The organism is Streptomyces sp. NPDC101160 (assembly GCF_044768205.1).
GTDB lineage: Bacteria > Actinomycetota > Actinomycetes > Streptomycetales > Streptomycetaceae > Streptomyces.
In genome coordinates this window covers 589,904-612,121 of sequence record NZ_JBIWPJ010000001.1, presented here as the reverse complement: position 1 = coordinate 612,121, position 22,218 = coordinate 589,904, and the positions used below count along the sequence as shown (strand labels likewise).

Below are 22,218 nucleotides of genomic sequence, written 5' to 3'. Positions count from 1 at the left end.
ACCGCCGGGTCCTGCGAAGCAGCCTTCGCCCTCGCACTCCTGATGGGGGCCTGACCTCTGACGACAGAACCTAGGCGGGTCCTCGCGCGGCGCGCAGCAGGGGAGGCGAGAGGACCCAGAGGACCTCGCTCATCGTCGTACCCGGATTGTCGAACTGGTGAAGCGTCTGCCCGGAGAACGAAGTGGACGCCCCTGCCGACAGCATCCGGATCTCGCCCCCGACGATCAGACGGGTCGAGCCGCTCAGCCCCATCGCGAAGATCATGGCCGTGTCGAGCCGATAGGGGCCACCCGTGCCCCCGCCCGGCTCGATCACCGAGCGGAAGACCTGGAACGCCGTGGTGTCGGCAGGCGTGAGCAGGTACTCGGTCACACCTTCACCGCCCATGTGGATCCGGCTTCCGCTCTCCACGACCTGCTCCTCCGGGTGGGTGAACAGCTCGCCGACCCCGATCCGCAGCACATCGCAGACGCGCAACAACGTCGGGACGGACACGTTGGTGAGACCACGCTCCAACTGACTCAGGAAGCCCTTGGTTACCTCCGCCCGATGCGCGACTTCCGTCAACGACAACCCGCGGCTGATCCTGATCGCCCTCAGTTGCGCGCCTGTGGACGCTTCGAGGGCAGGGGAGTTCTTGGCCGCTCGGCCTGCTCTCCCGCTGTTTTCGATCGACATCGTGTGCTCACCGCCCGTCCAGAGGTCGAGGTCGTGTGCCCATCGGGTGACAGGCCGACTCGGACGAGCCCCCTCCGTGACACGAGGCTAAGGCATGCGCGTCACGGGTGGCCGGTGCCCTCAGGGGGCGACGCCGCCGGAACTCTTGCAGCGCCACCAGCGGCGTGGTAGACCTGCCGCCGGTTTAGTAGCGCTAAACATCCCTCACTTTTGGAGCCTCATGCGCGCGTTTGTTCTCCGCTGCCCTGCAATGCCCGTCGAGGTGGCGGATGCGATGCGTCGCTGCACGGGAACCATGACCCGCATCGTCGACGACGTCGTCAACGGCATTCTCCGGTCCGCGACGGCCGCCTTTCCGGCGCGGTCCAGGACGACGCCCGCACAGCGCCAGGACGCGCTGCTCGCCTTCATCTGTCAGTGACACGGCATGTCGGGAGCGTCGGCTCCTCGGGACCGGAGGGACACTTAAGACATGGAAGAGCTGTGGCCCCCGCCCTCCCGCGAGGTCGCTGATGCGATCAGGTCACTGTGCCAGCGTCTGCTGACGGAAACGGACGCCCTGGTCGACACCTTCGCAGAGCCCTCTCTGGTGGCCCAGAACGATCCTGCCCTCCTCGCGGACGCCTCGCTGGTCGAGGAGGATCGCGAGCTCAACCGCTCCGATCTCGTCCAATGGCTGACCGCGAACGTCCAGCAACCGGGACGGCGGGTGGAGCCCTACGTCGGCCCGAGGGCCACGGCGTACATCCACGATCTCGTCTCCCGCGGCATCGCGCCCGACTTCGCCGTCGCCTGGCGCGTGGCACTGGGCATCGGCTGGCGGCGATGGCTGGAGGAGTGCGTGGCGCACTGCGCCGACCCCGGCCTTCTCGTGGGCGTCCTGGACGTGTCGGGGAAGTCGCTGGTGCAGTACGCCCTCGACTCGGTCGCGGCCCTGCGTGAGGCCGGCTTCGCCGCGGCGATGGGCAATACGGATGCCGAGGGGATCGCACTGATCCAACTGATCGCCAGCGGGGCACCGATGGCGGAAGACCTGGCCGAGGGGCGCCTGCGCTACCGGATGGGGCGGTGGCACGTGGGCCTCGTCCTGTGGATCGATGATCCTCAGGAGGCCGATGCCCTGGACGAGGCGATCCTGGCCGTGCGCTCCGCCGCCGGGGGCCGGAGCGCCCTGGTGGCGCGTGCCAGTGCCACGTCGCGGTGGATCTGGCTCTCGGGAGAGGCCGTTCCGGACCTCCACCCTGTGGAGAAGGCCCTCGGGGCGGCCGACCGGGTCCACGTGGCGGAGGGCAGGCCGGGACGTGGACTCGAAGGGTTCCGGTCCAGCCACCAGGACGCCCTCGCGGCGCAGGCGCTGGTCATCCGGCTCGGGTCCGACCGGCGCTTCACCGCCTACGCCGACGTCGAGCTGATCGACGCGCTCACGAAGGACCGTGCCGGCGCACGTCGGTTCGTCATCAACACGCTCGGGCCGTTGGCCGAAGCCGACCTGACACTGCGTCAGGCGCTCCTCACCTATGTGCAGTGCGGCTTCAACACCACCCGGGCGGCCGCCCACCTCTACGCACACCGGAACACCGTCGAGCGGCGGGTCTCGCGTGCCAACGAGCTCTCGGCCGTCAAGGTGGAGCACAACCCGACCCATGTGGCGGCTGCGCTCCTGCTGCTGGACCTCGCGCCTGACATCGCTGCGCCCGATCCCGGCTGAGCCCACCTCACGGGGCCGTGGTGTCGAGCCTCCTGAACCAGTGGAGTGCCGGGAGAGCGAGCAGGGTGGCGGCTGACAGGACCGCGAACGCGATCGCGGGGCGGGTGACGAGCAGCCCGACGACCGCCGCCAGCAGCACTCCTCCCAGATTGCCCGCCATCCAGATGAGACCGGCCGCCGTGCTCTCGGCTTCGGGCGCGTGCCGCTCGCTCAGGGAGAGCACGATGGGAAGAGCCGGAAGCAGCACGAAGCCCGTCCCGAGGAGCATGAGGAAGGCCATGGGCGTGCTCGGGACCAGGACGAGATGGAGGCAGGCCCCGGCAGTGAGAGCGATCGCGGCACCCATGACCTGGACCTCGCGGCCGCGTCGGTCCGCCCAGACCGGCACGACGGCGCAGCCGATCACACCGGCGATCATGGTCAGCGCGAGGATCAGACCGGCGGTGGATTCCGAAACTCCCGCCGGCGCCAACAGCGGTTGTACGAACGTCGCGAGGGCGATGAACGTGCCCATCGGGATGGCGACGACCGCGCACAGACGTCGTACGTAGCGATTGCCGAGTGCCGCGCGAAAGGCCCGGAGCCCACTGGTCGCGGGTGCGGACTCGGGGCGCGCCCGCGGCGGGAAGCGAAGTGCCGCGACGAGACACAGCCCGGCGTCCATGGCGATCAGGGCGGTGATGAGGGTGAGGGTACGGATGTGGTTCTCGCCGGGCAGAAGCGCGCCCAGCAGGTAGCCCAGGACCATGCCGGCGAACGTGGCGGAGGACGCGGCGGCGATTCCGGTGGCGCGGTGCTTCTCGGCGAGGTAGCCCACGGCGAGACCCGGTATGGCGTTCAGGACGAAGGGCTGCCCCGCGGCGGCGACGGCCTGTCCGATGAACGCCCAGGTGAAGTCGTCGGCAACCAGTCTCAGGAACGCTCCTGACGCAGTGAGCACCGCGCCGACCACGAGGGCCGGACGGAGAAACCGGTCGAGAGCGATGCCGGCGGGGACGGCAAGGAGGACGTAGACCAGCGGGAAGACCTGGGACAGCCAGCCGATCTCGCCGACGGAGACGCCGAAGTGCCGCGCGGCGTCCTCCGTCACGGGCGCGTAGTTCACGAAGAGCGCCTGGGACGCGGCCGCCAGGAGCCCGTAGGCGAGGAAGACCACCCACCGGCTCTTCGCGTGCTGCTCGACGCGCGGCGCAGCCGTCGTCGCGGCCGCTCGAGTGTTCTCGTTCGTGCTTCCGGGCAGTACGTGACGACCGGGCGACTCGCCGCGCCTCCGGGTGCTGCGTCGGATCATGACCGTGGCGACTGCGCCTACACCTACGGCGGCGGCTCCGCGTGCTCGTCGCTGAGTGGGCGTCAACTCCGGCATGTCATTGTCCTTGTCGGTCGACGGTGGTGCTCCACTGTCGCGATCCGGACCGTTCTTGGGTACGACACACTGCACCCTGGTTCGCGCTGCCCTGTGCACTCGGCACCACCGGCGCGTGGCTTTGTTCACTTGTCGCTACGAAGCCGACGGCGGCCGGTTCGGCAACCCGGCGAGCGGCCTCTGCTTCGACACGAACGGGACCCGGTCATGATGTGGGCCTGATACTGAAGCCCTGCGGAAACGTCACCGGCCGGCGCTGACGGTGGTGAACGTGGCCTGAGGAGAGGAACCACAGTGGTCCCAGAGCACGGTGCCGGGTCGGCGATCGCGGAACCCGCCGATGTGTGGATGCTGGTGCGGCAGCGGCCGGCGGTGCTGCGGCGGCCCACTCGTGAGCTGGCCGCGGCGCTCGGCGATGCGTACGGGAGCCGTTTCGCGGTCTGGCACACCGACGAGCTGCTCTTCGGGGTTCAGGGCGGGCGGTTGACGCTGCGTACGCTGGGCGGTGTGGAGCTGCCGGCTCCTGAGGTGGTCTGCGTCCGCCAGGTGCCGGGGCCCATGCGGGACGACCGGGAGGTGACGTTGCTGCGGCACCTCGAACGCATGGGCAGCAGGCTCGTCAACACGGTCGACGCACAGCTCAAGTGCCGCAACAAGATGGTGCAGTTGCAGGAGCTCGCCCTGGCGGGGCTGCCGGTGCCGGACACGCTCTCGTACGCGACGGCCCCCTTGGACGGCGTCGTCCGCAGCCCGCACCTGCGCACGCCCTGCGTGGTGAAGTCCGTCAACGGCGCCAAGGGCGGGCAGGTGTTCCTCGCCTCCGACCCGCACCTGCTGCGGGAGGTGGCCGGGAGCCTCACGCAAGAGGTGCCGTTTCTCTTCCAGGAACACGTCGCCCACTCGCATGGCCGCACCCTGCGCGTGGTCGTGGTCGACGGCGAGCCGGTGGGCGCCGTCCTGCACACCTCGCACAACGGCGCCCTGACCGCCAACATGGCCAAGGGCGGCTCCGCCACCTTCTGTACGGGGCGCCACCCCAAGGCGGAGGACCTCGCCGTACGCGCGGTCGGCGCACTGGGGCTGGACATCGGCGGGGTCGACCTGTTGCTCCTCCCGGACGACACGTACACCATCTGCGAGGTGAACGCCGTCCCGGGCTGGCGCCCGGAGATGGTCACGGTCGCCCCCGCCATCACGGCCTGCGTCGCCCGGCACCTCTCCGCCCGGAACTGAACGCCGCGCCGGTCGCTGTCGTCAGCGTCCTGTGCCCGTGATCAGCGCGATCATCCGGTCCGCCACGTCGAGGGGCAGAGCCGGATTCGCGGCCGCGTCGGCAGCGGTCTCCACGTCGCGCAGCGGCGGCACGAGTACGGTCGCGGGCAGCCGGTGGTCGCGGAGGGCGGCGGCCCGGATGCTCTGTTCGGGGTCGCTGAGGAGACGGACGGCCGACGCGGGCGTCAGGCGCGGGTCGGTCGCGGCGCGGTAGCGCACCTCGGTGGCCGTGTCCCGGCTGAACCGTTCCACGAGCTCGGCGGACGACAGGGGGTCGTCCAGTGCGAGCTGGCGCATGCGCGGGTTCGGGTCGTCGGCGTACCGCAGGAGTCCTTCGCGCGGGAAGTTCGGGTGACTGCGCGGGCGACCGGGGAAGCTGCGGCTGCCGGTCCACCACGTCCAGACCCGCAGCAGCATGTCGGCGGGCGCGTCCTCGCAGGACTCGGCGAGGAAGAGCTGTACGACCCGGTCCTCGTCGACCGCGAGTCTCCCGACCACGTCCTGGGGGAGGTGGGGGGCGCGGGCGACGCTTCTCCGGATCAGCGGGTGGGCGGAGGCGGCGAGGCGGCGCATGGCGTCGGGATCGTCGTGGAGCGCGGCGACCCAAGGGAGCGTGTGCTGTCGCGAGGCCGGGTCGAACTCGAAATCGATCGCGGCCCGTTCCTGCTCTGTGAGGTCGGGGCGCAGGGCGACCTGGTTGCGCACGTGGGCGTCCGCGTCCCGGCCCAGCTGGGCGACCAGGTCAGGCTCCAGGTGCGGGTTGTCGGCGAGGGCGGCACGCTGGGCGGGCTCGCCGTGGCGGACGAGGTGCTCGGCCGGCGCACGGTCCAGGCGGCAGGATCGCAGTACGTCGTCGGGCAGGTCGTCCGATCCGAAGTCGGCCCTCGTGACCGGGTGTTGCTGATGGTGCGCACGGCGGGCGGCGGTCCGGACCCCTGCCTCCGGGTCGGCGAGGAGGGCCTGGCGCCGCGCCTCGTCCAGGTGCGGCCAGGCGGCCCCGCAGGCGGTGGCCCGGACGATGCCGTCGGCGTCGGCCGCCAGGGCGAGTCGGACCGGTACGGGCAGGCCGGTCAGACGTGCGGTCTCGTGCCGCACCGCGGCGGACGGGTCGGCGGCGAGCCGCCGGCACGTCTCCTCGGTGAGTTCGACACGCCGGTCGGCGGCGAGCATGGCCATCAGCCGCCGGTACTTGCCGGACTCCTCGCCGAGGATCAGACGCTCCCAGTGCTCGCTCGTGAGATGTGGATACACATCGGCGAGACTCGAGCGCACCCTCCACTCCGGGTGGGTGAGGGCCGCCTCGAGCTTCTCGGGCGGCAGAACGCGGTAGAAGCTCCAGACGTCCGGCTCCGGCAGCCGGCTCCGGCGGTCCGCGGGCACGGCCGCGTTGCAAGCGAGACCCTCGGCCCAGGCCTGGAGGAGCCGCTCGGACGGCTGCTCCTCCTCGAGCAGCGAATCCCACGCCGCGTCGCGCTGCTCCGCCGTCTCCCGTACGGCCTGGCGCGCCGCCTCCTCGCTGCGCTCGCTCAGCCGGTCGAGGACCGTGAGACGGATCTCCTCACGCGCCACGGTCACGGCGAGCAGCGTCTCGCCGTCCGTCGACATCGTCTGAAACCCGTCGCAGTCGCAGTCGCCGGCGCCGTCGCAGCCGCAGTCGCCCAGCAGCGCGTACGGGTCCGCCTCGGCGTCCAGCCGGGCGTACGCCCAGATCGCCTGCCCGCCGTCGACGAGCACGACGCCGTCCTGATCAGCCAGCCCAGCCGCGTACGCCAGTCGCCGCCACTCCTCCCGGAACGCGTCCGTGGCTGTGCGGGGCAGCACGGCGGCCGGCGCCGGAGCCGCCCACGCGAGCAGCCGGCGCGCGGAGTTCGGCGGCATCCCCCGCTCCACGTACCAGGTTCCCACCCGCTCAAGCCCGGCTCGCTCCAGCAGCTGCGTGAGTCGTTCGGTTCGGCTTCCCATGCGGTCATGATCGCCGATCCGCGCGTTCTCAGGATCGAGCCGGATCGAGGAGGGCCGGTCAGGTGCCGGACCGGGAGACGAAGACCCGTTCCAGCAGGGCGTAGAGGGAGTCCCGGTCCTCGTCGCTGAGCCTGTCCAAGCCGGCCCGCGTCGTGCGCATCTTCGCGCGGATCGCGTCGGTGACCCGCTCGCCCTCGGCTGTGAGGATGACGTTCTTGACGCGCCGGTCGGAGGGGCTGGCTTCGCGGCGTACCAGGCAGCGCTTCTCCAGCCGGTCGATGATCCCGGTCATGTTGGAGGCGTCGCAGGTCATGGTCTCGGCCAGCGCGCGCATCGCGGCGGGGCCCCGGCGCAGCACGGTCAGTGCCTTGCCCTGGCTGGCGGTGAGGTTCTCGCTCGCCGCGGCGACGGTGAAGTCGCCGTAGTAGACGCCGAGCGACACCGAGAGCAGCTCCATGAGCTCGGCCGTGTCGACGCGCAGCGCTTCCGGGCGGGGCGCTTCCGTGCGAGGAGCTTCTGTCATGGGGGCCAGCCTATCCAGAGAAGCTTGACCATCTCAAATATCTGCATCTACCTTCTTCCCGTTGCATGAAGTTCTCAAGCATCAAGGTTCTGAAGTAGTAGCTACGAGGAGCGTCCCTGTGACCGTCACCGCGTCCCCCGCCTCCCGCGCGGCCGAGATCCTGTCCCGGCCCGTCGTGCTCAACGGCCTGACCGTCCCGAACCGCATCGTGATGGCGCCGATGACGCGCATGTTCTCGCCCGGTGGTGTTCCCGGTGAGGACGTGCTGTCGTACTACGCCCGCCGCGCTGCCGCCGGCGTGGGTCTGATCGTCACCGAGGGAACGTATGTCGGCCACGAGTCGGCCGGGCAGAGTGACCGTGTGCCGCGGTTCCACGGCGAGGAGCAGCTGGCCGGGTGGGCGAAGGTCGCCGAGGCCGTGCACGCCGCGGGCGGCACGATCGTGCCGCAGCTGTGGCACATCGGCATGGTGCGCGAGCAGGGTCAGGCGCCCTACGCGGACGCCCCCGCCATGGGGCCGTCCGGTATCCGCGTCGACGGCACCGAGGGCACCGGCAAGGCGATGACCCGGAGTGACCTGGATGACGTCATCGGCGCCTTCGCCGAGGCCGCCGCGGCCGCCGAGCGCATCGGCTTCGACGGCGTCGAACTGCACGGCGCCCACGGCTATCTCGTCGACCAGTTCCTGTGGGAGCGGACGAACCGCCGTACCGATGCCTATGGCGGCGACGCCGTGGCCCGGACGAAGTTCGCGGCCGAGATCGTGGCCGCGGTCCGCGCGGCCGTCTCGCCCGACTTCCCGGTGATCTTCCGGTACTCGCAGTGGAAGCAGGAGGCCTACGACGCGCGGCTCGCCGAGTCCCCGCAGGAGCTGGAGGCGATCCTGGCCCCGCTCGCCGCGGCCGGCGTCGACGCCTTCCACGCCTCCACCCGCCGTTACTGGCTCCCGGAGTTCGAGGACTCCGACCTGAACCTGGCCGGCTGGACGAAGAAGCTCACCGGCAGGCCCGCCATCACCGTCGGTTCGGTCGGCCTCGACGGCGACTTCATCCGTGCGTTCGCGGGCGAGGGTGCGGAGCTCGGCAGCCTCGACAACCTCCTCGACCGTATGGAGCGGGACGAGTTCGACCTGGTCGCCGTCGGCCGCGCGCTGCTCCAGGACCCGGAGTGGGCGTCCAAGGTCCTCGCGGGGCGGACGGACGAGCTGAAGCCGTACTCCGCGGAGGCGCTGAAGACGCTGAGCTAGGGCGCGGAGTGGAGCCCCAAGGCCGGCGGACCGATCCCGACCCGCCGGCCCCAGGTTGCACCGTTCCCTACCGATCAGCCGGACACATGTCATCGACGGAACCTGTACAGGTCGAGAGTGGTCAGCGAGGTCGCGGCATTGGTCCGATGCGCCTTGTCGACCCGGGGATCGTTGGCCAGCGCGGCCAGGAGCCGCAGGCCCGCGGCGCGGTGGCCGTCCAGCGTGGCCAGGGAGCGCGCGGCAAGAGCTCTGGCGTCCGAGGGAGCCGTGGGGTCCGCGGCGAAGGCCGAAAGGAGTTCGGCTGAGCGTTCTTCTCCGAACTTGGCCAGTTTGGAGGCCGCGGTGATCCGGTCCCATACCTGGACGCCGCCGTCCCGGGCGATGCCGAGGAGCAGGACGACCGCTTCCTCGCGGTGCCCGTCCACCTCGGCCAGCGCTGCGGCTGCGTCCGTGCGGTAGTGCACCTCTGTGGTCCTGTCGGCCGCGAGGTCGCCGAGCGGTCGAGCAGCCTCGCTCTGGTGGGTGGTGGAGCGTGCCAGGATTCGGAGCGCGCGCAGCCGGTTGCTCGGATGGAGGCTACGGCCGGCCACGACGGGCAGGATCAGTTCCGCGGCCGCTTCCGTGTCCACCTCGGCCAGTCTCTCGGCGGCCGTCAGATGGGAGTGGCTTCCGGGCAGTGACTCGCGGGCCAGCTCGGTGAGCAGGCGGGCGGCGCGGTCCTGGTAGCCGGCCACCCCGGCCAGTGCCACGGCGGCCTTCGCCCGGTCATCCGGCGTCGCGGTACTGTCTCCCGCAAACGCGGTGAGCAGGCCCACTCCGTCCTCCCGGTGGCGCTCGTCCATCTCGGACAGGTAGCGGGCAGCGGTGACGGAACCGTACTGGGCGAGATCGAGCAGCAGAGCGGCACCGGACTCGCGGTGCCCGTCCAGCTCGGCGAGCCAGTGGGCCGCCATGCAGCGAAGGGTGTCCTCGGTCCCGGGGTCCATGGCGCACTCGGTGAGCAACTGCACTCCGAGGTGACCATGACTGTCGAGCCGGGCGAGCGCCCGGGCGGCGCCGAGAATGCTGTACGGGTCCGGTGCCAGGTCCTCTATGAGCCGGAGGAGCAGCGTGGCACCGGCCGTCTCGTGGCCCTCCAGCCCGGCCAGGATCTCGGCGGCCCAGCTGCGGTGGTCCGGTTGCAGCGCGCGGTCACCGGCGAGACGGGTCAGCAGCCGCGCGCCGTCGTCGAGGTGACCCTCCAGCTCGGCGAGGTCCCAGGCGGCCTCCACCCGGCTGCGGTCGTCCACGGCGGGGCTGTTCGCGAACGCGGTCAGCCACTGTGCGGCCTTCGGCCGCGGAAGGTTGCTGCCGACCTGGAGTTGCGCCTTGAGCAGGTGGTATCCCGTGATCTCGGCGGTTCCGAACAGGTCCTCCATGGCCCGTAGCGTGGCCCTTGCCAGCGGCTTCTCCGAGGCCAGCAGCGCGTCGAGAAGGAAGCCCAGGTAGGACGGTTCCAGGCCCAGCGGGTCCAGGGGCTTGACACCGGACCCGCGCCGACCCGCCCGACGCAGTTTGTCGCGCAGCCGCCGTGCGGGAAACAGCCGGTCGAAGAGCAGCGTGCGGGCCTGAGGGTCGCGGGTGGCGTGACGCGCGGCGTGGTACTCCAGGAGCGTGCGGTGCAGGAACTCGACGTCGCCGCCCTGGCCGGCCAACAGCCCGCAGGAGCGCAGCAGTGAGGCCAGTAGCGCGTCCCACAGCGGTGGTTTGACCTTGTCCGGTCGTCGGGCGTGCGGGTGGGCGGTGAGGATCGCGGTGGCCGGAGCCCGGTTCCCGCTGATCCTTTCGTGGGCCAGGTGGTCGAGGAGGACCGGCAGGTGTTCCCGGGTGTACTCCGCGGCCTTCTCGACGGTGCGGCGGTCCTCCGGGATCTGATAAAGGCTGACCAAGGTGTGAATAGCCTGGTCGTGCAGGTCGCTGACGCCCTTGTGGACGTTCTCCTCGTAGAGCAGTTCGACGAAGGACCGGAAGACTCCGGCCCGGCCGTCGGGCAGGGGGCGATCGGTGTCAGCCTCGTACAGATGGCACAGCATGGCGGTCATCAGCGGGATGCGGGCCAGTTCCTCCAGCCGGGTCCGGCGGAGACCGCTCAGGAACGCCCGCACGTGACGGTCGGCATCGGGCAGGGCGTGCAGACGTTTGTGCGCGTAGGTGCGCACGTCGTCGTCCGTGAAGGGCTCCAGCGTGAAGTGGTCGGCGGTGCGGGGCAGTCGGTCGAGTTCGCCGCTGGGCAGGGGGCGGGTCGCGACGAGGAACCGGTAGGGCGTGTCCGTCTGCCCGGCTTCGCGGGCGAGGCGGTCGAGGAGGGACAGCCGGGCCGTCCGGTCGGGCACCTCGTCAAGGCCGTCGACCATCACCAGCCACCGCGCGCCGGGACGCGGCGGGCAGCGGAAGAAGTCCTCGGTCAGCGCCTCGCGCAACCCGAAGGGACCGTACTCCTCGGTCACCGCGTGCGCCAGGGCGGGCGCCAACAGGGGCGCACCGACCAGGACGCCGGCCCGGATCAGCACCGGGAAAGCGAGTGTCTAGGAGGCGGGGTCGGCCTCCGTCGCCAGCAGGTGCCGGGAGGCGGACAGCAGGTGCTGCCGCAGGAGCGTCGACTTGCCATGGCCCGGGCCGGCCAGCAGGACCCGGATCGGACCGTCGCCGGTGAAGACCTGTTCGGCGGCCGTGAGAGCCCGCGCAGACCGGGCCGAGGTGCGCCGCGGCACGTAGACATCAGCCAGTGAAGGCGCGTCGAGCTCCGGCGCCAGCCCGGGATGCGGAAGTTGGTCGGCTCCCGACCGGACAGCTCGCAGATACGAGCCGAGCCGGTGATCAGGGCCACCCGTCCGCGTGGCACGGTGACCGTCTCCGGGCTCCGGCGCGGAGGCGTAGTACGTGATGTTGTCGGCGTGTCCGACCGCGAATCCACCCGTGGTGGCCGAGATGACCGTGTCTGCCGTGATGTGCGGGGCCTGACCGCCTCCGAGCCCGCTCAGCCCTGCTGCGGACCCGGCTGCGGAGGGGTTCCGATGGTGACGTCACGCATCTGCACCGCTGCCGCGGAACCGTGGTCGGCCCGGATGTCCACGTTGCCGCGGATCGTCGGGCCGCCGGCGGACGGTTCCGCTCTGTCCGCCGGGGCGTGCGTCTGCAACAGGGCACGCAGCATCTCGGCGGCCTCTTCGCGTTCGGAGTCGCTCAGGTTCTCCAGCGCCTGCTCGAAGCGGGCCTGCCAGGCTCCTTGCTGGCCGCTGCGCACGCCGACTCGTTCGTCGTCCTGTGCGGTTTCCAGGGCGGCCGCACTGTGGTCGAGCCGTTCCAGCTCGGCGCGCTCGCGCTCCCCGTCGCCCCGGGCGAACCACTGCGCGACCGACTGCTGCAAGCCGTGCCAGGCGCTGGTCCCGGCCGCCTGGACGACCGCCGTGCCTCCGGCCGCGGCCAGCACGGTCAGCCCCTCCGCCAACATCCAACCGCCCCCGTTCGTCACCGTGTTCGACATGCAAGACCGTAGTGCACCGCGCGGCACGTCACCTCGCATTCCACAGGATCGACACCGAGCGCGGCCCGCGCCGCCGAGCGGCGTCAAGACTGTCAAGGAGCAGGTCTCCGCCGGCCGGGCGCGACTCCCTGCACGTCCTGATCTCCGCCGCTACCGGCGGTGGCAAGTCGCCCCTCCCGCGCCGCCCACGGTCCGGACTGGGCAAGGTCCGCTGGGTGGTTGAGCGCACCTTCACCCGGCGGTCCGGGACGCCGACGGAGGCGCGTCAGTCGGGTTACCAGCGCACCGGCAGTGCGGTCATCCGTTGCAGGACGGTTCCGGGCTGGAAGCCGTCCACGGCAGGGTCGCCATCGAGTTCCAGGTGGGGGGAAAGCGGGTGAGCAGCGCATACACCCCTCGAAGGTGGCCGACGACCGTGCGTCGCTCACCTCGTTCCTCGACTACCAGCGGGCCACCCTGGCCATGAAGTGCGCGGGTCTGACCGGCGAACAGCTGCAGCAGAAGCCGATCCCGACCTCAGGACTCACGCTCCTGGGCCTGGTGCGCCACGCGGCCTCCGTCGAGCGGAGCTGGTTCCGCTTCATCGTGAATGCGGAGGACGTCAAGACGCCTTGGCCCGGCGAGGTCGACGGCACGTTCGCCGAGTTCCATGTCGAGGACGCCGACGTTGGCGAGGCGTTCGGAGTCTGGCGCGAGGAGTGCGCCCGTGCCCGCGCCATCGCTTCTTCCTTCGACTCCCTCGAGGACACCGTCAACTTCCGCGGCGAGAGCATCTCACTCCGCTACGTCCTCACCCACATGATCGAGGAGTATGCGCGTCACAACGGCCACGCCGACCTACTGCGCGAAGCGATCGACGGAGCCGTCGGCGAGTAGACAGGGGAGCGTTACGGGTCGGCGAGCACCACGAGATGATCACATCGTGGTTGCTGTGATCACTGCGTCGGAGCCCTCTTGGGATAGCCCAGTTCACTGGGGTGAGCCCGCGTCGACGTGGACCCGGACGAGAGCGGCCCCTCGAACTCCACTTGGGTAGGCGCGTTCTCAAGCCGCTCGGTGGTATCGGTGAACGCGTCTGGATCGGCGCCGGTCTCGGCGTGTGCGTGAAGGCTGGCCCGGTAGGCTCTGCCGGCGGCGAGGGCCTGGGTGTAGACGGGACGTCGGGCGTCGCGGGCCTGTTGCTTGAGCACAGCCTCGGCTTGCGTGACGGCGGCATCGCGCGCGGCCTCTGCCTGGGCGGTGGCGCCCTTGGTCTGTATGCGAGCCGCGCCGAGCGCGCCGCCAATGCCAAGGGCGGCTCCCAGCAGCGCGCCGCCGCCTGAAACGTAGGCGGTGAGTAGCTCAGATCGCATGGCGATCACGATGCGGTGCAGGCCGACTTGAGAAGGCGGTTTGGTGTCGTCAGCGGCGTGACGGCCTGACCGTTGGGATGCACCCGACCGGCTGCGTCCCAGGCCCATCGGCGGTGGCGAAGAACCGGGCCGGGCGGTGGAGGAAGGCCGCGGCCCCCGCGTCTCTGCTGGTCTCGGGCTCGGGATCGGTCTCGGTGCCGGCGATGAGAATTCGCTTGATCGTGCGGTAGGACGGGTCGCTGACCGCGATGCCCTGGAGCAGGCGGCTTCCAGCCGGGTTCGTGCGTGTCTCGTACCGGTGCCCTGGGGGCCGCCCCTGACCGGACGCGGCCGATGGAGGCGTTTCCGTGGCCGCAGTATCTTCCGGATACGCTACGTGTGGCAGGGCCTGGGGTGTGGCCGCCTCACGGGTGGTACGCGGCCGGTGCGGGTAGTTCGTGCCTTCGGCCAGAGACACTGGGGTAGATGACCAGCCCGTAGCTGCAGGGAAAGATCCAGGTGACAGAGAACCAGCCCTCCGTAGACGTCCTCCCTACGGCTGTAATCGTGAGCGCCACAACAGTTGCGCAGGTCAAGCTCTACAATCGAACGTCTGACGCGATGAAGATCCAGACGCGGATCACCTCGGAAGACGGCGCTGAACTGTCGGCTGACAACGCCGACGTGGCCGTGTCCCCCAGGACGCTCACTCTTGGCGACAGGGGCTACAGGCGTCTGAAGATTGTTTCTGCCGGTCCTGTCTCGGACCGGGAACTACGCTTCCAGCTGGCGCTGGAGCAGGTCGGCGGCCCTGCTGAGGCGCCGTCCGCTGCCGCCCCGATCCCATCCGTGTGGATCTTCTACCGTCCCGTCGCGGTAGAGGCTCCTTCTTTCAAGGCGGCCGCGGAAGTCACCGTCACCACGGAACCGACCCGGCTGACGTTCAAGAACCCGACGCCGTACTACGTCAATCTGGCCAGCGTCACGGTTGACGACACGAATGTCCTCGCGGCTGAGTCGGACACCTGGATCCCTTCACTCGGAACCCGCAGCTTCGAGGTCACCGTTCCGACCGGCGCGGTGATCACCTGGCGTGCTCACGTTGTCAAAAACCCTGCGGTGGGGCCGTTCACAGCTGTGGCCCGGTAATAGTCCGCCAACGGCTGCGAGATTGAGTAACTGACCGGCTCCGGGACTCTGTCCTGCGCCTAGGGGTTCCAGAGCTGGTGGCGCCTGACTCAGTGCCTGTTTTCAAGCCTCCGGACAGCGTTAGCCCGGGTCAAAGATCAAACAGGACTCAGGTCGGATCCCGTCGGCGAGCTGGATGGGGCTGGTGAGCTGATAGTCGAGTGCTGGTGAGCGGGTCAGCTGGAGAGGCCAGGGCGGTGACTGCTGGACTGGACGCTTGGCTGCCCGTCATGCTTTGTGGATGTTCCGACGCATACGGCGAGCGTGGCAGAACAACCCAGCCTCGCAGAACCGGCCCGTGGCACCCTGTATGAACGAGTTTTACAACTCGCTCTCGGTGCAGGAAAGGACGTCTGCTCAAGACTTCGCCCTATCGTACGGTCGCATGATCAGGACCCACCACCGTATTACGTTGGGCTGTCCTCAGACTTGAGTAGCTTCACGCATGTCACCAAGAGGGTGGCCCTGGTCGCGGACACGATGCTGTTGCCCGACCACGGCATCGGAGTGGTGCACGAACATCCTCATGTACTCCCTCGTCGACCGTGAACGCCAGCCGGCCTACGCGTCTGATCACCCATCGCCATCCGATCCGTACCCGCATGCCCGAGTTCAACGCTCCGTAGTCAGCACCAAACCAGCACGGGAGTCAGAACCCCACCGTCAAAACGGGGCACAATCTGCCATACCTTCCTGCCTCCTGTGGGGGTCGCAACCATCATCCGGAATGTGCTCGATCGCCCCGAGAGGCCCCTGTCGTGCCTGGCATGGTGCCGGCGCGCACCCCCGCGCCTCGAACTATGGTGTCCCACCATATATGCGGCTGACCTGCGCCTTCCTGCGGTGTGGCGACACGAAACAGTCCCCGTCACCCGCTCGGAAGTGGTGCACATGGCCGCCGCAACACACGCTCCCACGCCCCCCACGCCCCCCGGATCCCTCAAGCGCATCGTCGTCGCCAGCCTCATCGGCACGACCATCGAGTGGTACGACAACTCATATGCCAGGGCTAGGACGGAAAGCGGCGGGGCCAAGTCAGCACCGAACCAGCACGGGAATCGAGCGTGCTGGTTCGGTGTCGTCAGGAAGCCAGCACGCCGATGAGGATTCAAGAAGCAAGCTCGCCTGTTCTGTTACTCAGAGTAGTGATGAGACGGTAGCGGCGGCTTGAGTCGCTGGTTGGCGGCCCGGCGCTGCTGGCTGCCAAGGGAGAAATCCAGCGCGGCGGGGACGACTCGACTAGTGCCGCATCAGAGAACCTTTCCCCTGTTTCTCGGTGAGAGGATCACCGGCAAGCGCCGAGGTTGATGGTCTCGGATCGAACGGGGCAGGGAGACATCGAGAGTGGCTGAGGATGAGCCTTGGACAGGTGACGATCAAGATCACAATGATCGGTGTCATGCGCGTTGGCGAGCGTTGTTGAGTCGCTCGACGGCCCAGTCCGGTTACCGGGACGAGTGGTATGACGCCCAGTGCGGAGGATGCCGCTTCTGGATCGCGTTGAGCGGACAGCTCGGCCAGGACTACGGGGCGTGCAGCAACCCTGGCTCGTCATTCGATGGGCAAGTACGGTTCGAGCACGACGGCTGCGAGAGCTTCGCCGGTCGAGTCGACGGCTCGTTCGGGTAGCGGCCGGTCAGGCGATGTTGGCTCTGGCCACGACCCTACGAAGGCGTTCGCTGCCCTGCGCTACTTCGCCCTAGACGGCACCGACTACGCCAACCACCAGGCCCAGGGCAGCATGATCCGCCGCTACATCATCTGGCGGAACAAGAACGCCTCCGGCAAGCGCCTCAAAGCCCTCGTGAGCAGGGCCAACGCTGCTTGACCCGATACGGCAGGCTGCGTCACCACAGGTGCAGGAAGCTCCGGGCATCGTCATAACCGTCGAGGGCCCGCCCGTCCACGTCCGTCGGGTCGGCCTCGGCCCGCGCCGCGAGCGACTTCGCCAGCTCGAGGGCTTCATTGCGCAGAGCCGGAGGGTTCTGGAAGCTCAGATGAGAATGCACCCCACGAGACTACGCGGACCACATCCGACATCTGCCTGCCGCCGCCCCGCCCGGCAGGCCGGGGCGAACGTGGCCTGAAGCGGCACTAGGCTCCCGCCATGACCAGCGATCTCGGATTCACTTGCACGTGCTGCGGCGGGCACCACAGCGAGCTGCCGATGAACTACTCCGCCTCCGCGCCCTACGTCTGGGATTCGCGTTTCGCCGATGCCCCCGACTGTCTGCTCACCTCGGATGAGTGCGTGATCAAGGCGCAGCACTATTTCGTCAAAGGTCTGATCGAGATACCGGTCATCGGCAGCGACGAGGTGTTCTCCTGGGGTGTCTGGGTCTCCCTCAGCCGTGAGAACTTCTCCCGCGCCGCGGACCTGTGGGACACGCCCGGGCGCGAGTCGGAGAAGCCGTACTTCGGCTGGCTCACCACCGAGCTGCCGGTCTACGCCCCGAGCACGATCAACTTGAAGACCCACGTCCACACCCGCCCGGTCGGCAAGCGGCCCCTGGTCGAGCTCGAACCGACCGAGCACCCGCTCGCTGTCGAACAGCGTGCCGGCATCACCACGGACCGCGTGCGTGAAATCGCCGAAGCCCTGGTGCACGGCGCCGGTGGTGAATCCGGATGACGGTCAGGGGAGCATTGACCTAGCGTTCCGCGTATGGCATCCCCAGACAGCGACCTCGACGACGAGCGCAGCGTGACCATCCGCTGCCAGGACAACTCGTCCGTGGGCGTGACGTTCTGCGACCGGTTCAGCTTCGACGCGGACTCCGTGCACTACGCCGTCGAGCTACGGGCCCCGGGCCTGTCCGCTCGCGTCAATGAGGTCGTCGCCTGGATCTGGGACGGCGATCTCACCACCTTCCTGGAAGAGCTCGCTGCCGACTACCGAGGGTGGGACGGCGAACGGAGCTGGCAGACCAACGACCGGGACCTGACGGTGTCGGCCGTCTTCCGATCCGGCGGCTACGTCGGACTGACCTGGACCTCGCGGCCGTGGCCACACGCCGCCGGCGGCTGGGGCGCGTCGGTGACCACCTGGCTGGAGGCCGGCGAGCAGATGACTTCCCTGGCGGCCGAAGTCCGGAACTTCCTCACCGGGGGACAGCCGTGACATCAGGCATCCGCGTCACCTGGACGCTGGCGAGGACCCGGCGGGGCCGGCTGCTCGCTTGAACGCACCAATTGGCCCGCGCAGTGATTCGCTGCTTCGACGAGGTCGCACAGACCTCGGCAGCCGCCCGGCGACGGCGACCTTGCGCGGCGCGGAGGTTCGCAGCGTGAGCGTCGCCCGCGGGGCGGCCGCCGCCTACGGGCTGTTGCCGCAGCGAGAATTGCGGAGATCACTCAGCGGCCAGCCCGCCCGCGTAGCGTGCCCGCGGCCGTTCGTCTACGACCAGCGCATGCCTAAGGCGGTCAGTTCCTCGCCGCGTTGAGGCGGCAGCTTCCCCGTCTTGACTTGCTGCGGGCTGATCCAGGCCCCGGGCCGCACAGTTTCGCCGTCGGCCTGCTCTCTATGGCTGCGGGGCATGTTGAGGTGGCCCTCGCGTGCGTGGTACTGGGCAGCCGCCCTCAAGGTGGTGGGCCCACATCTCCTCGCTGGCCGCCCGCTACGACAAACGAGCCGTCCACTACCAGGCCATGGTCACCCTCGCCTGCCTCCGCCTCTGGCTCCCATGACTTTCCGGACACGACCTAGTAGTAGTCCTCGTGTTTGCGGTCCCGGCCCGTCGGGGCCAGTTCGTGGCGCTCGAACTGCACCGTGCAGTCGTAATCGTCCACTATCACCGCGTAGGCCGGAGGCGTGGCGGGGTCGCGAGGCTCGGTGATGCCGAGGATTGCGCCGAGACGGCCGGTCAGTTCGGGGCGGCGGGGGGAGTGGGTGATGCGTACCTCGGCGTAGAAGCGGAACGCGTCTTCTGCGGTCTGCCCCATGGTGGTGGCTCCTTATCCTGCTGTCTCGGTGGCTGCGCCGTCCACTTTCTCGCTTGTGGGTGATCTCCCCGTCGAGGGAGACGTTCAGATGGCTCCCGTCGCGACTGAGCCAGCCCAGCTGTGCCTTTCCCTTCTTGCTCAGCTGCACGTCCCACTCGAACGGCTGCCCCGCGGTGCGCGACGGCCCCTTGATCCATTCGTTACCGAAGCGGTCGATGTAGCCCTTGCGTGTGCCCCGGGGGGACCCGAGTTCACGTTCACGTCCTGCGACGGTACGAAGCCGATGCGCCCGGACGTCGGTAGCTGCGCGTCCTTGATGAGTCCCTCACTCCGGTACGGGGCTTCGCCGTCGGCACGGGATCGTCGCACTTCTGCAGACGCAGGGGGTCGATGATCGACAGCGGGTTCTCGACGTATCCGTGGTGGTTCGGTGCCGGGTCCAGGCCGAGCGGGTCGGCCGAGAGGTACCGCGCCGTCATACCCGACCGGATGCTGGCTCTCGCATGGCGAGAGTTGGACCTCATCAGCGATCAGATCGACGCTTCGTCGGTCAGCGAAGGTACGGCGCACGGACGGAGGACCATGAGCGAGTCTTCCGAGGTCGCCACCATGGCAAAGGGGAACCGGTCGAGCTCAAGACAGAGTGCGACGTCATCAGGATGGACTCCTTGACGCACACCCTCCGCCAGCTCGGCGGCGGCGCGCGACTCGGCAGCGCGGCGGAGGAACTCAGCAGCATCCGTCTCGGCCTCGGTGGCCCTCCGAGCGATGTATTGAGCGCACGCCAGATCTTCATCGGCCTGCCCATCCTCGCCAGTGACCACGAACGTGACACTGTCACTCTTGCGTGTTCGCAAGAGCCGAGCCGTTGCCTCCGCCACCACGAAGCTGGCGCACAGCACCAGCGATGCCTCCTTGACTGCGAGGGCGCCGACCGTCCCGGCCGTGGTTTTCTGCACAACGGTCCGTCCGCCAAGGTCAATAGACCGCAGCAGTCCCGGCGAGTTGACGGTGTCGAACCCGGGCGCGGGCGGACCGTCTTTGAGCGCCACCCAATCCGGGTGGCGAGCCTTGAGTGCCAGGGCTTCGTCCAGCGACTCAGCGAGAACGATCTTTTCCGACCCCTGGGCAAAGGCCCAGGCAGCCACGGTGAAAGCACGCATGACGTCGACTACGACCGCCACGGACGGAGCTTCGACCAGCTCAGGGATGCCAAGGAAACGAGAGTCCATTCCGATCATGATCGCGCGTGCCCGACCCCAAGCACTCGGAGAGTGATGCGCATCACATCCACGGTCTCGGAATGCAACACCTCCGGCTGTCTCCGTCGCGAAAGTGGTCCGCAACGACCCGCCTGTTCAATCGCCACACGGGGTCACCCGCACACGGCCTCTGCGGACACAAGGCGCATCTTCGCCTCGGCCGGCCTTTCCAAGGGCGTGCCCGTGTCGGACATGGCCGAGTGACTGGGGCATCGCGACCCGCGCGTCCCGCTCGAGACGTACGCACATCATGCCCGACGCGCCGGATCGGCTGAGGAGCCTCATGGACTCCGTCTTCACCGGGCAGACCGAGTTGATCCTGCCCCTTGAGTTCGACGCGCTCGTCGCAGCTGCCTGACACCAGGCGATGAGATGTGTGGCCGGCAGCCCGCGATGACGGCTGCCGGCCACGCTCTCATCGCCATCCGATCCGTGCATGAATGCCCGAGTTCAACGCTCCGTAGTCAGCACCAGTCAGCACCAGACCAGCACGGGACAGGTCGACAGGGGTGCTGACGTGGGGTTTCGGGTCAGCATCGAACCAGCACGGGAGTCAGAACTCCACCGCCAAAACGGGGCGCAATGTGCCATATCTGCCGCGCTCCAATCGGGGTCGCCAACCGCCATCCGGAATGTGCTCGACCGCCTCGAAAGGCCCCTGTCGTGCCTGGCATGGTGCCGGCCCGCACCCCCGCCCCCCGAACTATGGTGTCCCACCACATACGCGGCTGACCTGCGCCTTCCTACGGTGTGGCGACACGAAACAGTCCCCGTCACCCGCTCGGAAGTGGTGCACATGGCCGCCGCAACACACGCTCCCACGCCCCCCACGCCTCCCGGCTCCCTCAAGCGCATCGTCGCCGCCAGTCTCATCGGCACGACCATCGAGTGGTACGACTTCTTCCTCTACGGGTCGGCTGCCGCGCTGGTGTTCAACAAGTTGTTCTTCCCGGAGTCGGACCCGCTCGTCGGGACGCTGCTGTCCTTCCTCACGTACGCCGTCGGGTTCGCCGCCCGTCCGCTCGGGGCGCTTGTGTTCGGCCACTACGGGGACCGGCTGGGGCGGAAGAAGCTGTTGGTGCTGAGCCTGTTGATGATGGGTGGGGCGACGTTCGCGATCGGGTTGTTGCCGACGCACGCGAGTGTGGGGTCGGCTGCGCCGGTGCTGCTCACGGTGTTGCGGCTCGTGCAGGGGTTCGCGCTCGGTGGGGAGTGGGGCGGGGCCGTGCTGCTCGTGTCGGAGCACGGGGACGCGAAGCGGCGCGGGTTCTGGGCGTCGTGGCCGCAGACCGGGGCGCCGGCCGGGCAGTTGCTGGCGACCGGCGTGCTGTCGGCGCTGACGGCGCTGCTGTCCGAGGCGGCGTTCGGGGCGTGGGGGTGGCGGGTGCCGTTCCTGCTGTCCGGCGTCCTCGTGATGGTGGGGCTCTGGATCCGGCTGTCCGTCGACGAGTCGCCCGTCTTCAAGGCCGCGCTCGCCGCCGCCGAGGAGCGCAAGGCCGCCGCGCGGGAGGCCGGACAGGCCGAGAGGCTGCCGCTCGTCGCCGTGCTGCGGCACCACTGGCGCGACGTGCTGATCGCGATGGGCGCACGCATGGCCGAGAACATCTCGTACTACGTCATCACCGCGTTCATCCTCGTCTACGCGACCACGCACGCCGGCCTCACCAAGCAGACCGCCCTCAACGCCGTCCTCATCGGCTCCGCCGTCCACTTCGCGGTCATCCCGCTCTGGGGGGCGCTCTCCGACCGGCTCGGGCGTCGGCCGGTCTATCTGATCGGTGCCGTCGGGGTCGGGGTCTGGATGTTCCCGTTCTTCGCGCTCATCGATCGCGGGGCCTTCGGCAGCCTGCTGCTCGCCGTCACCGTCGGGCTGATCCTGCACGGCGCCATGTACGCTCCGCAGGCCGCGTTCTTCTCCGAGATGTTCGCGACCCGGATGCGCTACTCCGGCGCCTCCATCGGCGCCCAGTTCTCCTCCGTCGCCGCCGGCGCGCCCGCGCCGCTGATCGCCACCGCGCTGCTCGCGGACTACGACAGCTCCACGCCCATCGCTCTGTACGTGATCGCCGCCGCGGTGCTCACCGTCATCGCGCTCGCCTGTGCCCGCGAGACCCGGCACCGGGATCTCGCGGAGGTCGCCGAGGACGCCCCGGCGCCGGTCCGGGCCGAGGTCTGACCCCGTACACGGACGACGAAGGGCCCCTCCTTGGCGAATC

General features: G+C 69.2%; 22 protein-coding genes and 3 pseudogenes. 11 read left to right on the top strand and 14 right to left on the bottom strand.

The features are described from left to right. Positions 1 to 70: 70 nt before the first annotated feature. Positions 71 to 679: a helix-turn-helix domain-containing protein gene (locus tag ACIRSU_RS02760; RefSeq protein ID WP_403788468.1), complete on the bottom strand. Its 609-nt coding sequence runs from the start codon at positions 677 to 679 to the stop codon at positions 71 to 73. Positions 680 to 929: 250 nt separating this feature from the next. Between ACIRSU_RS02760 and ACIRSU_RS02755 the strand changes: the two genes are divergently transcribed. After that, complete coding sequence (locus ACIRSU_RS02755; protein ID WP_403788466.1) at positions 930 to 1,100, top strand: hypothetical protein; 171 nt, start codon at positions 930 to 932, stop codon at positions 1,098 to 1,100. 51 nt (positions 1,101 to 1,151) lie between these two features. Beyond that, positions 1,152 to 2,387, top strand: a complete 1,236-nt coding sequence (locus ACIRSU_RS02750; RefSeq protein ID WP_403788464.1) for a helix-turn-helix domain-containing protein — start codon at positions 1,152 to 1,154, stop codon at positions 2,385 to 2,387. 7 nt (positions 2,388 to 2,394) lie between these two features. Here the strand turns inward: ACIRSU_RS02750 and ACIRSU_RS02745 are convergent, their stop codons facing one another. Then, a complete protein-coding gene (locus ACIRSU_RS02745; RefSeq protein WP_403788462.1) occupies positions 2,395 to 3,678 on the bottom strand; it encodes an MFS transporter in 1,284 nt (427 codons plus the stop codon). Between the two features lie 369 nt (positions 3,679 to 4,047). Here ACIRSU_RS02745 and ACIRSU_RS02740 point away from each other — a divergent pair, with 369 nt between their 5' ends. Beyond that, positions 4,048 to 4,986 (top strand): RimK family alpha-L-glutamate ligase, encoded by a 939-nt coding sequence (locus ACIRSU_RS02740; RefSeq protein WP_403788460.1) that lies wholly within the window; start codon positions 4,048 to 4,050, stop codon positions 4,984 to 4,986. 21 nt (positions 4,987 to 5,007) lie between these two features. Here the strand turns inward: ACIRSU_RS02740 and ACIRSU_RS02735 are convergent, their stop codons facing one another. Together ACIRSU_RS02735 and ACIRSU_RS02730 are read right to left on the bottom strand one after the other, a co-directional pair. Continuing rightward, positions 5,008 to 6,987, bottom strand: a complete 1,980-nt coding sequence (locus tag ACIRSU_RS02735) for a PE-PGRS family protein (protein ID WP_403788458.1) — start codon at positions 6,985 to 6,987, stop codon at positions 5,008 to 5,010. Between the two features lie 58 nt (positions 6,988 to 7,045). Next, complete coding sequence (locus tag ACIRSU_RS02730; protein ID WP_403789380.1) at positions 7,046 to 7,444, bottom strand: MarR family winged helix-turn-helix transcriptional regulator; 399 nt, start codon at positions 7,442 to 7,444, stop codon at positions 7,046 to 7,048. A 184-nt stretch (positions 7,445 to 7,628) separates the two neighbouring features. Between ACIRSU_RS02730 and ACIRSU_RS02725 the strand changes: the two genes are divergently transcribed. Further along, positions 7,629 to 8,756, top strand: coding sequence for an NADH:flavin oxidoreductase (locus ACIRSU_RS02725; protein ID WP_403788456.1), 1,128 nt, complete (start codon positions 7,629 to 7,631; stop codon positions 8,754 to 8,756). An 89-nt stretch (positions 8,757 to 8,845) separates the two neighbouring features. Here ACIRSU_RS02725 and ACIRSU_RS02720 read toward each other — a convergent pair whose 3' ends face one another. From ACIRSU_RS02720 to ACIRSU_RS02710, 3 genes are all read right to left on the bottom strand, one after another. Continuing rightward, positions 8,846 to 11,305, bottom strand: a complete 2,460-nt coding sequence (locus ACIRSU_RS02720) for an NACHT domain-containing protein (protein ID WP_403788454.1) — start codon at positions 11,303 to 11,305, stop codon at positions 8,846 to 8,848. A 15-nt stretch (positions 11,306 to 11,320) separates the two neighbouring features. Beyond that, positions 11,321 to 11,506, bottom strand: a complete 186-nt coding sequence (locus ACIRSU_RS02715; protein WP_403788452.1) for a hypothetical protein — start codon at positions 11,504 to 11,506, stop codon at positions 11,321 to 11,323. 266 nt (positions 11,507 to 11,772) lie between these two features. After that, entirely contained in the window at positions 11,773 to 12,279 is a 507-nt protein-coding gene (locus ACIRSU_RS02710) for a hypothetical protein (protein WP_403788450.1), read from the bottom strand. A 402-nt stretch (positions 12,280 to 12,681) separates the two neighbouring features. Here ACIRSU_RS02710 and ACIRSU_RS02705 point away from each other — a divergent pair, with 402 nt between their 5' ends. Then, the gene (locus tag ACIRSU_RS02705; protein ID WP_403788448.1) at positions 12,682 to 13,155 is read left to right on the top strand and encodes a DinB family protein; all 474 of its coding nucleotides are present in this window, start codon (positions 12,682 to 12,684) and stop codon (positions 13,153 to 13,155) included. Between the two features lie 59 nt (positions 13,156 to 13,214). On the opposite strand, the gene ACIRSU_RS02700 is transcribed toward ACIRSU_RS02705, so the two are convergent. Then, positions 13,215 to 13,631 carry a hypothetical protein gene (locus ACIRSU_RS02700; protein WP_403788446.1) on the bottom strand — a complete coding sequence of 139 codons (417 nt, stop codon included), beginning with the start codon at positions 13,629 to 13,631 and terminating at the stop codon, positions 13,215 to 13,217. A 49-nt stretch (positions 13,632 to 13,680) separates the two neighbouring features. Further along, positions 13,681 to 13,913: pseudogene (locus ACIRSU_RS02695) on the bottom strand (hypothetical protein); the annotation flags it as partial. Between the two features lie 216 nt (positions 13,914 to 14,129). Here ACIRSU_RS02695 and ACIRSU_RS02690 point away from each other — a divergent pair. Next, positions 14,130 to 14,759, top strand: coding sequence for a molecular chaperone (locus ACIRSU_RS02690; RefSeq protein WP_403788444.1), 630 nt, complete (start codon positions 14,130 to 14,132; stop codon positions 14,757 to 14,759). A 1,383-nt stretch (positions 14,760 to 16,142) separates the two neighbouring features. Next, positions 16,143 to 16,427: a DUF3027 domain-containing protein gene (locus ACIRSU_RS02685; protein ID WP_403788442.1), complete on the top strand. Its 285-nt coding sequence runs from the start codon at positions 16,143 to 16,145 to the stop codon at positions 16,425 to 16,427. 218 nt (positions 16,428 to 16,645) lie between these two features. On the opposite strand, the gene ACIRSU_RS02680 is transcribed toward ACIRSU_RS02685, so the two are convergent. Next, the gene (locus ACIRSU_RS02680; RefSeq protein WP_403788440.1) at positions 16,646 to 16,807 is read right to left on the bottom strand and encodes a hypothetical protein; all 162 of its coding nucleotides are present in this window, start codon (positions 16,805 to 16,807) and stop codon (positions 16,646 to 16,648) included. A gap of 158 nt (positions 16,808 to 16,965) precedes the next feature. On the opposite strand from ACIRSU_RS02680, the gene ACIRSU_RS02675 reads away from it, so the two are divergent. After that, positions 16,966 to 17,430 carry a DUF2199 domain-containing protein gene (locus tag ACIRSU_RS02675; protein WP_403789379.1) on the top strand — a complete coding sequence of 155 codons (465 nt, stop codon included), beginning with the start codon at positions 16,966 to 16,968 and terminating at the stop codon, positions 17,428 to 17,430. A gap of 33 nt (positions 17,431 to 17,463) precedes the next feature. After that, a complete protein-coding gene (locus ACIRSU_RS02670; protein ID WP_403788438.1) occupies positions 17,464 to 17,919 on the top strand; it encodes a DUF6228 family protein in 456 nt (151 codons plus the stop codon). 276 nt (positions 17,920 to 18,195) lie between these two features. On the opposite strand, the gene ACIRSU_RS02665 is transcribed toward ACIRSU_RS02670, so the two are convergent. Beyond that, a complete protein-coding gene (locus ACIRSU_RS02665; RefSeq protein ID WP_403788436.1) occupies positions 18,196 to 18,336 on the bottom strand; it encodes a hypothetical protein in 141 nt (46 codons plus the stop codon). Between the two features lie 56 nt (positions 18,337 to 18,392). Between ACIRSU_RS02665 and ACIRSU_RS02660 the strand changes: the two are divergent. Continuing rightward, a pseudogene (locus ACIRSU_RS02660) lies at positions 18,393 to 18,485 on the top strand (IS5/IS1182 family transposase); the annotation flags it as partial. 15 nt (positions 18,486 to 18,500) lie between these two features. On the opposite strand, the gene ACIRSU_RS02655 reads toward ACIRSU_RS02660, so the two are convergent. The 3 genes and pseudogenes from ACIRSU_RS02655 to ACIRSU_RS02645 form a co-directional block, all read right to left on the bottom strand. Beyond that, a complete protein-coding gene (locus ACIRSU_RS02655) occupies positions 18,501 to 18,740 on the bottom strand; it encodes a hypothetical protein (RefSeq protein ID WP_403788434.1) in 240 nt (79 codons plus the stop codon). Between the two features lie 67 nt (positions 18,741 to 18,807). Continuing rightward, positions 18,808 to 19,020, bottom strand: a pseudogene (locus ACIRSU_RS02650) (polymorphic toxin type 17 domain-containing protein); the annotation flags it as partial. Between the two features lie 250 nt (positions 19,021 to 19,270). Beyond that, complete coding sequence (locus ACIRSU_RS02645; RefSeq protein WP_403788432.1) at positions 19,271 to 19,972, bottom strand: 2-phosphosulfolactate phosphatase; 702 nt, start codon at positions 19,970 to 19,972, stop codon at positions 19,271 to 19,273. Between the two features lie 826 nt (positions 19,973 to 20,798). On the opposite strand from ACIRSU_RS02645, the gene ACIRSU_RS02640 reads away from it, so the two are divergent. Then, positions 20,799 to 22,178, top strand: a complete 1,380-nt coding sequence (locus tag ACIRSU_RS02640) for an MFS transporter (protein WP_403788430.1) — start codon at positions 20,799 to 20,801, stop codon at positions 22,176 to 22,178. Positions 22,179 to 22,218: the final 40 nt, after the last annotated feature.

Coding starts and splice junctions, on each gene's coding strand:
- ACIRSU_RS02760 (WP_403788468.1), bottom strand. CDS start 679: ATGTCGATCGAAAACAGCGGGAGAGCAGGCCGAGCGGCCAAGAACTCC.
- ACIRSU_RS02755 (WP_403788466.1), top strand. CDS start 930: ATGCCCGTCGAGGTGGCGGATGCGATGCGTCGCTGCACGGGAACCATG.
- ACIRSU_RS02750 (WP_403788464.1), top strand. CDS start 1,152: ATGGAAGAGCTGTGGCCCCCGCCCTCCCGCGAGGTCGCTGATGCGATC.
- ACIRSU_RS02745 (WP_403788462.1), bottom strand. CDS start 3,678: ATGATCCGACGCAGCACCCGGAGGCGCGGCGAGTCGCCCGGTCGTCAC.
- ACIRSU_RS02735 (WP_403788458.1), bottom strand. CDS start 6,987: ATGGGAAGCCGAACCGAACGACTCACGCAGCTGCTGGAGCGAGCCGGG.
- ACIRSU_RS02730 (WP_403789380.1), bottom strand. CDS start 7,444: ATGGAGCTGCTCTCGGTGTCGCTCGGCGTCTACTACGGCGACTTCACC.
- ACIRSU_RS02710 (WP_403788450.1), bottom strand. CDS start 12,279: ATGTCGAACACGGTGACGAACGGGGGCGGTTGGATGTTGGCGGAGGGG.
- ACIRSU_RS02700 (WP_403788446.1), bottom strand. CDS start 13,631: ATGCGATCTGAGCTACTCACCGCCTACGTTTCAGGCGGCGGCGCGCTG.
- ACIRSU_RS02675 (WP_403789379.1), top strand. CDS start 16,966: ATGAACTACTCCGCCTCCGCGCCCTACGTCTGGGATTCGCGTTTCGCC.
- ACIRSU_RS02670 (WP_403788438.1), top strand. CDS start 17,464: ATGGCATCCCCAGACAGCGACCTCGACGACGAGCGCAGCGTGACCATC.
- ACIRSU_RS02665 (WP_403788436.1), bottom strand. CDS start 18,336: ATGCCCCGCAGCCATAGAGAGCAGGCCGACGGCGAAACTGTGCGGCCC.
- ACIRSU_RS02655 (WP_403788434.1), bottom strand. CDS start 18,740: ATGGGGCAGACCGCAGAAGACGCGTTCCGCTTCTACGCCGAGGTACGC.
- ACIRSU_RS02645 (WP_403788432.1), bottom strand. CDS start 19,972: ATGGACTCTCGTTTCCTTGGCATCCCTGAGCTGGTCGAAGCTCCGTCC.
- ACIRSU_RS02640 (WP_403788430.1), top strand. CDS start 20,799: ATGGCCGCCGCAACACACGCTCCCACGCCCCCCACGCCTCCCGGCTCC.